General features: G+C 74.5%; 13 protein-coding genes. 11 read left to right on the top strand and 2 right to left on the bottom strand.

Features of this window, described 5'->3' with window-relative positions:
• The 7 genes from ACYU8I_RS06890 to purQ form a co-directional block, all read left to right on the top strand.
• The coding region (locus tag ACYU8I_RS06890) for a hypothetical protein (protein ID WP_460838839.1) at positions 1-277 on the top strand (277 nt) is incomplete at its 5' end.
• A gap of 158 nt (positions 278-435) precedes the next feature.
• Positions 436-1,815, top strand: a complete 1,380-nt coding sequence (gene eccD, locus ACYU8I_RS06885; protein WP_460838837.1) for a type VII secretion integral membrane protein EccD — start codon at positions 436-438, stop codon at positions 1,813-1,815.
• 131 nt (positions 1,816-1,946) lie between these two features.
• Positions 1,947-2,942 carry a hypothetical protein gene (locus ACYU8I_RS06880; protein WP_460838834.1) on the top strand — a complete coding sequence of 332 codons (996 nt, stop codon included), beginning with the start codon at positions 1,947-1,949 and terminating at the stop codon, positions 2,940-2,942.
• A 95-nt stretch (positions 2,943-3,037) separates the two neighbouring features.
• Positions 3,038-4,387 (top strand): type VII secretion protein EccB, encoded by a 1,350-nt coding sequence (eccB, locus tag ACYU8I_RS06875; protein ID WP_460838832.1) that lies wholly within the window; start codon positions 3,038-3,040, stop codon positions 4,385-4,387.
• Positions 4,384-5,652 carry a S8 family serine peptidase gene (locus ACYU8I_RS06870; RefSeq protein ID WP_460838829.1) on the top strand — a complete coding sequence of 423 codons (1,269 nt, stop codon included), beginning with the start codon at positions 4,384-4,386 and terminating at the stop codon, positions 5,650-5,652. The genes eccB and ACYU8I_RS06870 overlap by 4 nt, the downstream gene beginning before the upstream one ends.
• 55 nt (positions 5,653-5,707) lie before the next feature.
• The gene (purS, locus tag ACYU8I_RS06865; protein WP_460838827.1) at positions 5,708-5,953 is read left to right on the top strand and encodes a phosphoribosylformylglycinamidine synthase subunit PurS; all 246 of its coding nucleotides are present in this window, start codon (positions 5,708-5,710) and stop codon (positions 5,951-5,953) included.
• Between the two features lie 2 nt (positions 5,954-5,955).
• Positions 5,956-6,633, top strand: a complete 678-nt coding sequence (gene purQ, locus ACYU8I_RS06860) for a phosphoribosylformylglycinamidine synthase subunit PurQ (protein WP_460838851.1) — start codon at positions 5,956-5,958, stop codon at positions 6,631-6,633.
• A gap of 387 nt (positions 6,634-7,020) precedes the next feature.
• On the opposite strand, the gene ACYU8I_RS06855 is transcribed toward purQ, so the two are convergent.
• Together ACYU8I_RS06855 and ACYU8I_RS06850 are read right to left on the bottom strand one after the other, a co-directional pair.
• Positions 7,021-8,463 carry a glycoside hydrolase domain-containing protein gene (locus ACYU8I_RS06855; RefSeq protein ID WP_460838825.1) on the bottom strand — a complete coding sequence of 481 codons (1,443 nt, stop codon included), beginning with the start codon at positions 8,461-8,463 and terminating at the stop codon, positions 7,021-7,023.
• A 104-nt stretch (positions 8,464-8,567) separates the two neighbouring features.
• On the bottom strand, positions 8,568-9,194 hold the full coding sequence (locus tag ACYU8I_RS06850; RefSeq protein ID WP_460838821.1) for a hypothetical protein: 627 nt from the start codon (positions 9,192-9,194) through the stop codon (positions 8,568-8,570).
• Positions 9,195-9,227: 33 nt separating this feature from the next.
• Here ACYU8I_RS06850 and ACYU8I_RS06845 point away from each other — a divergent pair, with 33 nt between their 5' ends.
• From ACYU8I_RS06845 to ACYU8I_RS06830, 4 genes are all read left to right on the top strand, one after another.
• Positions 9,228-9,425, top strand: a complete 198-nt coding sequence (locus tag ACYU8I_RS06845; RefSeq protein WP_460838819.1) for a hypothetical protein — start codon at positions 9,228-9,230, stop codon at positions 9,423-9,425.
• Between the two features lie 10 nt (positions 9,426-9,435).
• Positions 9,436-11,721: a phosphoribosylformylglycinamidine synthase subunit PurL gene (purL, locus tag ACYU8I_RS06840; protein WP_460838817.1), complete on the top strand. Its 2,286-nt coding sequence runs from the start codon at positions 9,436-9,438 to the stop codon at positions 11,719-11,721.
• 97 nt (positions 11,722-11,818) lie between these two features.
• Entirely contained in the window at positions 11,819-12,364 is a 546-nt protein-coding gene (locus tag ACYU8I_RS06835; protein ID WP_460838815.1) for a hypothetical protein, read from the top strand.
• Between the two features lie 25 nt (positions 12,365-12,389).
• The gene (locus ACYU8I_RS06830) at positions 12,390-12,797 is read left to right on the top strand and encodes a DUF1232 domain-containing protein (RefSeq protein WP_460838813.1); all 408 of its coding nucleotides are present in this window, start codon (positions 12,390-12,392) and stop codon (positions 12,795-12,797) included.
• Positions 12,798-12,830: the final 33 nt, after the last annotated feature.

Genomic DNA, 12,830 nt, shown 5'->3' with positions numbered 1-12,830 from the left:
GAACGACATGGCTACGATCCGACTTGCCGCGCCCCGCGGCGCGACGACCCCCGGGGCCCAGCAGGGTGGCCGGGGTGGCAACGCGGGTCCCCGAGGCGCTGCCCCGGGCGGGCGCGGCACGGGTCCCGCGGGCAAGGGCGCCCCTGGCGCCGGTGCCGGTGCCGGGCGAGGTCGCCCCGACCAGCGCGACGACGAGCGCGACCCCTCGCGCACCGCGATGGAGGTCCAGGAAGACTGGATCGACGACGACGACGTCGCCCCCCGCGTGATCGGCTGACGAGCACAGACCGTGCAGCCCCGCGGTGCCGGACGGCGCGGCGGGGCTGGCGGGAGGCCGACGTACGGCCCCCAAAAGCCCTGCGACCGGCCGCGTCCTGCGGGAGGATGGGGCCGACCTGCCCACGAGTCCCCTGACGACGAGCCCGAGGTGACCGCATGACGCAGACCGCCGACCACGACGTGGCGGCCGGCCCGCCCGAGGGCGCGGCCTCGCTGCTGCGCCTGACCCTGGTGGTCGGGGAGAAGCGGGCCGACCTCGCCCTGCCCGGCCAGGTGGCCGTGGCCGAGCTGCTGCCCGAGCTGGCCCGGTCGACCAACCTGCTCGACGCCGAGACGGCGTACGCCGGCTACCACCTGGTGACCGGTGACGGTCGTCGTCTCGACCCCTCCCGCGACCTGGCGGTGCAGGGCGTCGAGAGCGGCTCGGTGCTCACCCTGACCGCCGGCGTCGACGAGCGCCCGCTGCGGGTCTACGACGACGTCGTCGAGGCCATGGCCGACGCGGTCGAGGACGACATGTCGCCGTGGGACCCGGCGACCGGGCGCCGCACGGCGCTGGTCGCCGCCGCGGTGCTGCTGTCGCTCGGCGCGCTGTGCCTGGGCCTGCAGCGGCCCGACGTGGTCGCCGCCGCGGCCGCGGGCGTCGTCGCCGTCGTGCTGCTCGTCGCAGCCGTGGTGCTCGCGCAGGTGCGCCAGGAGCACGAGACGGCCGTGATGCTCGCGTGGGCCGGTGTCGTCTACGCCGCCGCGGGCGGCGTGGCCGGCGTCCCGGGGGATGCCGTCGCCGGCCTCCCCGTGGCCGTGGGCGCCGCCGCAGCCGCAGCCGCGGGTCTGGTCGGACTGCTCGGCCTGGTGCAGCACCGCGCCGCGATGGTGCCCGCCGTGGTGGTCGGCGTCGTGGTCGCGGCCGCCAGTGCCCTCGTCGCGACCACCGAGCTGCCGGTCGCCGGCACCTTCGTCGTGGCGATGGTCGTCGTGGCGGTGGCCGGCTCCGCCGTGCCGTGGGTGGGGTTGTCGACCACCAACACCCGCACCCCGCAGGCCCAGGACCACCACGAGCTGCTGCCCGACGAGGTGCCGCCCCTCGACGCCGACGCCGTACGACGTGACGCCCGGCTCGGCCACGAGGTGCTCCAGGCGGTCACGGTGACGGTCGGCCTCGTCGTGGTGGGCACCGCGCCCCTGGCCGTGTCGCTCGGCATCACCGGCACCCTCGTCGCCGTCGCGGCCGCGCTGGTGCTGCTGCTGCGCACGCGGCAGTACCGCGTCGGTCCCGAGGTGGCCACCGGCCTCGCCTGCGGCCTGCTCGCGCTGCTCTCGACCGCCGGGGCGATCGTGCTGCTCCAGCGGGCCTGGCTGCCGGTCCTCGCGGTGGTGCTCGCCGTCGTCGCGGTGGGCCTCCTCGTCTCGACGCTCGTGCCGCGGCCGCAGTCGGTGCGCACCGGCCGCATCGGTGACGTGGTCGAGGTCGTCGCCCTGGTGGCGATGGTCCCGCTGACCGTCTTCGCGATCGGCCTCGTGGGGGCCGTGGCGTGACGGCGTGGCGGGTGTCCGACGACGCGCCGATCGGGCACGTAGCCCGAGGTGCGTCGCGGCGTTGGTGTGACTAGCCTGTACGCGTTTTTGTCCATGTTCAGCAGAAGATGATCTCGAACCCGGGGGAAATCATGAGCCATCTCGAAGCCGTGCCGCGGAGGTCGCTGCGGCACCGCGCCCGTCAGACGACCGCGACCACCATGCTCGCCCTGGGGCTGGTGGTGAGCGTCTTCGCCGCACCGTCCGTGGCCGAGGACGTCGCCGCGACCGGTGAGGCCGGCCCGTCGCTGGCCGAGTGCCGCGACCGCGCCACCGACGCCAAGCCCGTCGCCGACGGCTGCGCCGAGCACAAGCAGGTCCTGCTGCAGGACGCCCGGGAGAAGGCGGAGCGCGAGGCGGCCGCCGAGCGGGCCGCCCGCGAGCAGGCCGCACGCGAGGCCGAGGCTGCCCGCGAGGCCACCGCCCAGCGACAGGCCGCGCTCCTCGACGAGATCCCCGGCGAGGGTGACGACGACATCCCGACGGAGGACCCCGGCGAGGACGAGCCGGGTGGGCCCCTCAACCCGCCCCTCGACTGCGACGTCATCCCGCTGCCGATCGGGTGCGACGACGAGACCGACCCGCCGGTCGACCCGCCCGTCGACCCGGTCGACCCGTGCGACGTCCTCCCGCTGCCCGAGGGTTGCGACGACGACACCGACCCGCCGGTCGACCCGCCCGTCGACCCGGTCGACCCGTGCGACACGGTCCCGCTGCCCGCGGGCTGCGACGACGACGACGACACCGATCCCCCGCCTGGTGACGGCAACGGCAACGGCAACGGCAACGGCAACGGCAACGGGAACGGCAACGGGAACGGGAACGGCAGCACCGTCGGTGGCGGTACCGCCTCGACCGTCGGCAACGCGGAGGGCGTCCTCGCGGCGTCCGGCGCGCCGGCGGCGTGCGGCGGCTCCGTCGCGTGCCAGAGCGCGGCCCCGGCCGTGACCTCGTCGAGCGACGGCCTGCCCGCCACCGGTGCACCCGCGACCGGCGGGCTCGCCTACGCCGGTCTCGTGCTGCTGCTCGGTGGCGCGGCCCTGCTGCGGCCCCGCCGCGGCGCCGGTCGCCACCGCTCGGTGGCCTGAGCCGCACCCGCGGCATTCACCTGACAGGCGCGCCGACGACCACGGATCATGGTCGTCGGCGCGTCTGCGTCCGCAGCCACGTGTAGGAGGCTCTGGTGTCCACGAAGCGGGACCTGGTCGAGGCCCACGGCTTCAACCGGCGACGACTCGTCACGGCGTTCGTCAGCGGTGCCCCGGGGGGCCGCGAGGTCGAGCCCGTGCGGCACGGCCGCACCGTCATCGGCGGCATCGTGCTCGCCCTGCTCGTCGTCGCCGGCGCCGCCGTCAGCGGCTTCCTGCAGAAGCCTCCGCCCGACGACTGGGACCAGCAGAGCATCGTCATCGGCAAGGAGAGCGGCTCGCGCTTCTACGCCTACCGGGGCCAGCTGTTCCCCGTCATCAACACCACCTCGGCCAAGCTGCTGCTGGGTGAGGAGGCGACCCCGCTGACGATCGGCGACGACGTCATCGCCGAGAAGGACACCGGCCCCGCCATCGGCATCGCCGGTGCTCCCGAGGTGCTGCCCGCTGCCTCGCGGCTGGCCGAGGACGGCTGGCTCTCGTGCACCAACGCCCAGGGCGGCATCCGCACCAGCATCGGCTACCCCGGCGCCTCGCAGGCTGCGGACGACGAGGCGCTGCTCGTCTCCGCCGAGGGCTCGCAGTGGCTGCTGGTGGGTGCGGTCCGCTACGCCGTCGCCGACGACGAGCAGGGCCGGCTGCTGCTGCGCCGGCTCGGGCTGGCCGACGTCGAGCCGGTGCCCGTGACCGGCCTGTGGCTGAGCCTGTTCTTCGAGGGCTCGCCGCTCGAGGTGCCCGACGTCGCCGCGACCGAGCGCCAGGTCGACACCGGGGTGGCGGCCTTGCGCCGCGTCGGCACCCCGGTGCAGCTCGACAGCGGCACCTACGTGCTCGACGCCGAGGGCCGGCTGCTGCCGACCAGCGCCTTCGCCCACGCCGTGCTCCAGACGGAGATCCCCGAGGTGACCATCGAGGGCACCGGCGCCGACCAGGTGCCCATCGAGCCGTCACCGCAGCGACCGGCCTACCCGAGCGACTGGCCCGAGGACGCCGTCACCCCCTACACCCAGCCGCAGGCGCCCTGCATCCGCATGGACGTCGGGCAGCGCACGCTGCCGCGGCTGACGCTCGCGACCGTCGGCGAGTCCGACCTGCTGGCCCAGGGCGACGCCATCGACCGCGACGTCCTGCCCGGTCGTGGGGCCGTCGTCCGCGCGGTCAGTGGTGGCGTGCTCGACGCCGGCAACGTCTACCTCGTCGACGGGGCCGGCACGGCCTTCCCCGTCGGCGCCGACGCCGACGGCTCGACCCTGCCGCAGCTGGGCTACGCGTCGTACGACCCCCGGCCGGTGCCGCAGTCGTGGCTGGGTGTGCTGGGCAGTGGACCTGCGCTGTCGACGAGCGCCGCGCAGAGCCTGCCGGTGGTGCAGGAGCAGCAGTCATGACCCTGCGGGCCCGACGCCACGCCGGTGGGCTGGCCCTGGCCGGCCTGGTCGCCGGCGCGGTCGGTGTGGTCGGCCCGGCGCCGGTGGCGACGGCGTCCTCGCAGACCGTCGCCCCGCAGTGCGAGGTCGGCAAGACGCAGTACGCCAGCCAGCCGTCGCCCGTGCTCCAGCGGCTGGCGGTCCCGCAGTCGTGGAACCTCGCGACCGGCAAGGGCGTCACGGTCGCCGTCGTGGACTCGGGCATCAACACCGGCAACGCCCACTTCCCCGAGGGCAGCGTTCTGCCCGGCACCTCGCTCGTGCCAGGGACGCCGCCCGACGGGCGGACCGACATCTTCGGCCACGGCACCGCGGTCGCCGGCATCATCGGTGCCCGGCCCATCGAGGGCATCCGCAGCGGCATGCAGGGGGTGGCGTACGACGCCACCCTGCTCCCGGTGCGGGTCTTCACCTCCGACGAGGCCGACGTCGAGGTGCAGCAGCGCCCGACCGGGGCGTTGATCACCGAGGGCATCGCCTGGGCGATCGACAACGGCGCCGACGTCGTCAACGTCTCGCTCAGCGTGGGGGCCGACGACCTCGACCTGCCGGCGATGCGCGACGTGCTCGCGCGCGCCGAGCGGCAGGGCGTCGTCGTCGTCGCCTCGTCGGGCGACAACATCGGCGGTGAGCAGGCGGTCACCGAGCTGCGCTTCCCCGCCGCCGTCGACACCGTGCTCGGGGTCTCCGCCCTCAACGCGGCCGGGCAGGTCGACAACTGGTCGGTGCAGGGCGATTTCATCGACGTCGCGGCCCCGGGGGCCAACGTGCTGCTGACCTACCAGCAGTACGGCGACTGCCAGGACGGCGAGAACCCCCTCACCAGCTGGTCGGCGCCCTTCGTCGCCGGCCTCGCCGCCCAGCTCAAGGAGCGCTTCCCGCGGGCCACGCCGGCCGAGATCCGCTACCGCATCACCACGACCGCACGGCGACCCATCGCCAACCAGCGCGACGACGAGCAGGGCTGGGGCGTGATCCAGCCGTACGACGCCCTCACCGTCAGCCTCGACGAGCGTCGTCCCGGCCCCGTCGCCCCCGACGCGGACGTGGTCGCGGCCGAGGGCCGGCCGAGCGAGGCGCGGGCGATCACCGCCCAGCCCGACGTACTCGCGCCGGCGCGCCGCGAGGCCCTCTGGTGGTGGATCGGAGGAGCGGGGCTCGCTGCGGTCGGGCTCCTGCTGCGACCGCTCGTACGACGCCGCGCGGCGGCCCGCGACCGGGCCTGAGCGACGCGACACTAGACTCCTCGCGTCCCGTCCGAGCCTGCCGAAGGACCGCACCGTGGCCCGAGTCGTCGTCGACGTCATGCCCAAGCCCGAGATCCTCGACCCCCAGGGCAAGGCCGTGCACGGGGCGCTGCCCCGGCTCGGCTTCACCGGGGTCCTCGACGTGCGCCAGGGAAAGCGCTTCGAGCTCGAGGTCGACGGCGAGGCCACCGACGAGGTGCTCGACCAGGTGCGCCAGATGGCCGAGACGCTGCTGTCGAACCCCGTGATCGAGGACTTCGACGTGCGGGTCGTCTCGTGAGCCTGGGCCGTCCGCGCGTGGGGGTCGTCACCTTCCCGGGCTCGCTCGACGACGTCGACGCCTCCCGCGCCGTACGCCTCGCCGGCGCCGAGCCGGTCTCGCTGTGGCACGGCGACCACGACCTCCAGGGCGTCGACGCGGTCGTTCTGCCCGGTGGCTTCTCCTACGGCGACTACCTCCGGTGCGGGGCCATCGCCCGCTTCGCGCCCGTCATGACCGAGGTGGTCCAGGCCGCCGGTCGCGGGATGCCCGTCCTCGGCATCTGCAACGGCTTCCAGGTGCTGTGCGAGTCGCACCTGCTGCCCGGGGCGCTGGTCCGCAACGACCACCGCAAGTTCGGCTGCCTCGACCAGCGCATCGTCATCGACAACGCCACCACCGCCTGGACCTCCGACTACCGCGCGGGCCAGGAGCTCACCATCGTGCTGAAGAACGGCGAGGGCTCGTTCGTCGCCGACGCCGACACCCTCGACCGGCTCGAGGGGGAGGGGCGCGTCGTCGCCCGCTACGTCGGCGACAACCCCAACGGCTCGCTGCGCGCGATCGCGGGCGTCACCAACGAGGCCGGCAACGTCGTCGGCCTGATGCCCCACCCCGAGCACGCCGTCGAGGACCTCTGCGGCCCCGGCACCGACGGCCTCGGCTTCTTCACCAGCGTGCTCTCCCGCGTCCTCGCCTGAGTGGTGGCTCCGTGACCGCTCCCTGAGTCGCGACGGGCGCCCTTCGTGGCTCGCTCCGCTCGCACCTCAGGGAGCGGTTCGCCTCCCGGTCCCGCGAGGGACGGGTGGATCGTCTCCCGGTCCCGCGAGGGACGGGTGGATCGCCTCCCGGTCCCGCGAGGGACCAGTGAACCTTCTCCCGGTCCCTGAGGAGCCCGCGAGGGACGAGCGGGCGTCACGAAGGGGCCCCTTCGTGGCTCGCTCCGCTCGCACCTCAGGGAGCGGGTCGCTTCCCGGTCCCGCGAGGGACGGGTGGATCGTCTTCCGGTCCCTGAGGAGCCCGCGAGGGACGAGCGGGCGTCACGAAGGGCGCACCTCAGGGAGCGGGGGCGCCGTCGGCGGGTGCGGCTACCAGCGGCCGGCGGAGAGGGCCTTCCAGGTGGCCGAGGTGGCGCGGCCGGTGACGCCCAGGGCGACCTTTTGCTGGTAGGTGCGCAGCCGGGTGACGTCGCTGCTGCGCCAGGTGCCGCTGACCGTGGCGCCGCCGGTGGTGGCGGCGTTGAGGGCGCGCTGCAGGCGCGTGGCGTCGGCGCCGGTCGAGCCGACCCGCAGTGCCGTGGCGGCGTTGCCCTTGACGAGCAGCGCGACCCACGTGGCGCGGGTGGCGGCCTCGCCCTGCGGCAGGTCGACGACGTCCTGGAAGGCGCGGACCGCGGTGCGCGTCTGGGTGTTCCAGCTGCCGGTGACCTCGTAGGGGTAGTGCCGCTGCTGCTTGAGCAGGCACTGCAGCGCCACGATCGACGTGGAGCCCGCCTTCGGCCCGGTACGCCGGTACGTCGTGCGGTTGATCGTCGCGGGCGAGCACCTGGCGTCGGACATGTTCGAGCCGGTGTAGCGAGGTGAAGAGGGAGACGGCGTCGGTGCCGGCGTCGGGGTGGGGGTCGGCGTGGGAGCGGGTGCGGCGCCGGGCAGGCGGGGCGTCCGCAGCGACAGGTAGTTGCTGTCGATGTTGATGGTCACGCCGCCGTGGGTCTCGTTGTGGCCGCCGCGGTACTGCTTGATCCGCGCGTTCGCCCAGCCGTCGCCGCGCACATAGGTGGAGGTGACGTTGGCGCGGCCGTCCCAGTCGGCGATCCAGACCTGGTCGGGCTGCCGCACGGTGCTGCCGCTGCGCACGCGCTCGTCGTCGAGCACCTTGATGCCCGAGGCGGCGCTGGAGTAGAAGCCGGAGGCGTAGCCGAGGCGGTGCAGCTCGACGGTCCACGCGTGGGTGAACCACAGCGCCGACTGGGTGCACGCGGTGGAGCGGCGCACGTCCCACGCCTCGAGGTCGTAGTACAGGGTGCTGCCCGGCACGATGCCGAGCCGCTTGGCCGCGGCGACGGCGTCGCGGGCCTCGGCGGCCCCCTGGGCCTTGGCGGCGGCGTACCCGTTGGTGGTCGAGGGGTTGATGGTCGGGTCGATGCTCCGGCCGTAGCGCGGGAAGCGCGTGGAGCACGACGCCTGCGGGCCGAGGGTGATCGGCAGGATCTTCCAGCCGTCGGCGAGCTGGTTGGCCACCCAGGCGGGGGTCAGGTTGGCCTGCGTCTTGCAGGCGCGGGAGTCGCCAGAGATGTAGACGCCGACGCCGCGGAAGGGGGAGTGGCGTCGCCACGTCCGCATCGCCGACTCGGTCACCGTGTTGCACTGGTCGAAGGCGTAGCCGGTGAAGGTGCCCGGCGTGACGGGGTTGGTGGCGCGGGCGGCGGCCGGGGAGGTCGCACCGGCCACCGGCACGGCGGCGAGGAGGCCCGCGACGAGCGCGCCGGCGAGCGTGGTGCCGAGCAGGCGGGGCAGGGTGGGGCGGCGCATGCGAGATCTCCGAGGTCGGGGGCGTCCGCGACAACGTAGGTCCCACGAGTCACACGCGCCACAAAAACGGACAAACTACACACCTGTCATTCGCGCGGGCTCGTTCAGATTCTCACGGCGACCTCGCCGCCCAGGCGCGCTCCGAGGAGCTCGAGGCCGTCGCCCGACCAGAAGTTGCCCGGGTCGTAGTAGTTGGCGGGCCGGTCGGGGTCGAGCAGGCCCATGTCGGTGAAGGTCGTCGCCACGACCTCGGCGCAGTACGTCGTCTCGGCCCCGGCGCGGTGGTGCACCCGCCCGCGGGCCCAGCGGCCGAGCAGGGAGGCGGTCGACGGGAACGGGGTGCCGTCGCTCCGGGCGATGGTGCGCAGCAGGGCGTCCTCGTGCTCACGGGTGACGGCTCCCGCGGGCGAGCCGGTCACGGCGAGCTGTCGCAGCCAGGCGTCCTGCTCGTAGCGCCCGCACCACTGCACCACCGCCTCGCGCAGGTCGTGGAGCTGCACCCCGCGGTGGTGGCCCCCGCTCCACACGCAGCGCAGGCCCTTCCCGAGCTCGGCGTGCCACATCAGCGGCGGCATGTCGTCGAGCACCACCGCCATGCCGACGTGGTTGACCGGGGCGTTGGTCACCGCGCGGATCGCGCGGTCGGCGGCGGAGCGCCCGCGGAAGAGCCACAGGTCACCGGTGCGCGTCAGGTCGACCGCGTCGTCCAGACTGAGGGGCGCTGGCTGCATGGGTGCAGCCTGCCCGACAGGAGGAGCACGCACGTGAAGGTCTCGGTCTGGAAGCTGCTGGGCCTCGCGGGCGCGGCGGGGGTCGCGGCCACCGGCGTCGCCGTCGCCCGTGACCAGCGGCGCCGGGCGCAGCTGACGCCCGACGAGGTGCGCGACCGGCTGCAGCAGCGCCTCCGCGAGGCGGCACCCGGCGCGGATGCCGATGCGGCCCGCGGGCGGCCGGGTTCCTAGACTGCTGCCCGTGCCGGAGGAGAACCGCCCAGACCTGCCCGACCTCGCTGCCCTCGACACCGTCGGGCGGGCGGCACACGACCCGGACCGCGACCAGCCGTGGGCCGACCTGGGGCTCAAGGCCGACGAGTACGCCCGGATCCGCGAGATCCTCGGCCGCCGCCCGACCAGCTCGGAGCTGGCGATGTACTCCGTCATGTGGAGCGAGCACTGCTCCTACAAGTCCAGCAAGGTGCACCTCAAGCAGTTCTCCGAGATCCCACAGGAGACGTCCCGCGGCAAGATGCTCGCCGGCATCGGCGAGAACGCCGGCGTCATCGACATCGGCCAGGGCTACGCCGTGACCTTCAAGGTCGAGAGCCACAACCACCCGTCGTACGTCGAGCCCTACCAGGGCGCCGCGACCGGCGTCGGCGGCATCGTCCGCGACATCCTCGCGATGGGAGCGCGCCCGGTCGCCGTGATGGACCCGCTGCGCTTCGGCCCGCTCGAGGAGCCCGACACCCACCGGGTGCTGCCCGGGATCGTCGCCGGCGTCGGGGGCTACGGCAACTGCCTGGGCCTGCCCAACATCGGCGGCGAGGCGGTCTTCGACCCGACCTACCTCGGCAACCCGCTCGTCAACGCGCTGTGCGTCGGCGTGCTGCGCCACGAGGACCTCCACCTCGCCAAGGCGAGCGGTGCCGGCAACCAGGTCGTGCTGTACGGCGCCCGCACGGGCGGCGACGGCATCGGCGGCGTCAGCGTGCTCGCGAGCGAGACCTTCGAGTCGACCGGCCCGGCCAAGCGACCGAGCGTTCAGGTCGGCGACCCCTTCATGGAGAAGCTGCTCATCGAGTGCACCCTCGAGCTCTTCGCCGCCGGGGTGGTCGCCGGCATCCAGGACCTCGGCGGCGCCGGCCTCTCCTGCGCCACGAGCGAGCTCGCCAGCGCGGGTGACGGCGGCATGCACGTCGACCTCGAGCTGGTGCCGCTGCGCGACTCCTCGCTCGCGCCCGAGGAGATCCTGATGAGCGAGAGCCAGGAGCGCATGATGGCGGTCGTCGAGCCCGCCGACGTCGAGCGGTTCCTCGAGATCTGCGCCAAGTGGGACGTCGACGCCACCGTCGTCGGCGAGGTCACCGAGACCGGGCGGCTCCAGATCGACTGGCACGGCGAGCGCGTCGTCGACGTGCCGCCGCGCTCGGTGGCGCACGACGGGCCGACGTACCAGCGCCCGTTCGCCCGGCCCGACGCCCAGGACGCGCTGCAGGCCGACGGCGCCGAGGCGCTGCCGCGCCCGACCACGCCCGAGGAGCTGCGCGAGACGCTGCTCCGGCTCGTCGCCAGTCCCAACCTGTGCGACAAGTCGTGGATCACCGACCAGTACGACCGCTACGTGCAGGGCAACACCGTGCTCGCCCAGCCGAGCGACGCCGGCATGGTGCGCATCGACGACGAGACCGGGCTCGGCGTGGCCGTCAGCACCGACTGCAACGGCCGCTTCGCGCGCCTCGACCCGTACGCCGGCGCGCAGCTCGCGCTGGCGGAGAGCTACCGCAACGTCGCGACCGCCGGCGCCGTGCCGCTCGCGGTCAGCGACTGCCTCAACTTCGGCAGCCCGGAGGACCCCGCGGTCATGTGGCAGCTCGCCGAGGCCTGCCGCGGGCTCAAGGACGCCTGCCAGGTGCTCGGGGTGCCCGTCACCGGCGGCAACGTCAGCCTCTACAACCAGACCGGTGAGACCGCAATCCTGCCCACCCCCGTCGTCGCGGTGCTCGGGGTCGTCGACGACGTCACGCGCCGCACGCCGACCGGCTTCCCGGCCGCCGGCGAGCGGGTGCTGCTGCTCGGCGAGACCCGCGAGGAGCTCTCCGGCTCCGAGTGGGCCCACGTGGTGCACGGCCATCTCGGCGGCCGCCCGCCGCAGCTCGACCTCGAGGCCGAGCGGGCGCTGGCGCAGCTGCTCGCCGAGGCCGGGCCGGCCCGCGGGCTGCTCACCTCTGCCCACGACCTCGCCGACGGCGGGCTAGCGCAGGCGCTGGTCGAGTCGGCGCTGCGCCACGACGTCGGCTGCGAGGTCGCCCTCGAGGGCGATGCCTTCGTGCAGCTCTTCAGCGAGTCGGCGACCCGCTGCCTGGTGACCGTCGCCCCCGAGCAGGAGGCGGCCCTGCGCGAGCTCGCGGCGTCGTACGGCGTCACGGTGACGGCCCTGGGCGCCACCGGCGGCGACGCGGTCGTCGTCGACGGGGTCGAGGCCTCGTTGGCGGAGCTGCGGGCCGCCTGGAGCGCCACGCTGCCGGCCGCCCTGGCCTGAGCCACGCGGCGGTTCGCCGCCACCGGCGGGGTTCGCCGGACACGACCGCACCCACTTCGTCATGCTCGTCCCGCCGTCCCCGACCCCAGGAGCACCCGTGAGTCCGCTGCGCCTCCGTCACTGCCTCGTCGCCGCCGCGTTGGTCGTGAGCCCCGCCCTCGTCGCCTGCGGGGGGTCCTCGGACGAGCCGGGTGCCTCCGGCTCCTCGCCGTCGGCGGAGGAGTCCGCCTCCTCCGAGCCGTCGTCAGAGCCGTCGAGCGAGCCGTCGAGCGAGCCGTCCTCGGGCGACGGCCCCGAGGCCTACGCCGCGCTGCTCACCACGCTGGCCGGGCAGCAGCCGGCCATCGCGGAGTCCGACACCGTGGAGGAGGTCGCGCAGAACGCCGACTTCCCCGCCGGGGTCGAGGTCGCGGTCTTCGACAAGGGCCAGCGCCGGCTGTGCATCCAGCAGGCCGACCCGGCCATCGCGATCGACCTCGACCCGAACGCCGCCATCCGGGCGCTCGAGGGCGGCTGCGACGGGGGCGAGGAGGTCGCCCGGATCTCGCAGGACCCGAAGGACCCGCAGAACGTCCTCGTCGACGGCGACGAGGAGGTCGGCCGGGCCGTCGAGCGGGTGTTCACCGAGCAGTTCAGCGGCTGACCTTCCGGGGTGCTGGACTGGTGCCGTGAGCGACACCCTCGGCAGCGTCGCCGGCGTCGTCGTGGCGCTGGTCGTGACCTGGCTCGTGCTGGTGGGCCTGATGTGGTGGGCGGCGCGACGCGAGGGCGAGGGGCTGCGCGATGCGCTGCGGCTGCTGCCCGACCTCGTCGTGCTCGTACGACGGCTCGCCGCCGACCGCACCCTGCCGCGGGCGGTCCGCTGGCGCCTGGCCGCGCTCCTCGGCTACCTCCTGCTGCCGGTCGACCTGGTGCCGGACGTCGTGCCGGTGGTCGGCTGGGCCGACGACGTGGTCGTCGCGGTGTGGGTGCTGCGCTCGGTGGTGCGCCGCGCCGGTCCGGACGTCGTCGAGCGTCACTGGCCGGGCACGCCCGGCGGCCTGGCCGTGGTGCGTCGCCTCTGCGCCTGGACGTGACCCCGGGGCCCGCTGGTCGTTGAGATCGGCACG

The organism is Nocardioides marmoraquaticus (assembly GCF_054777915.1).
This window is presented reverse-complemented; position numbering and strand designations above follow the sequence as displayed.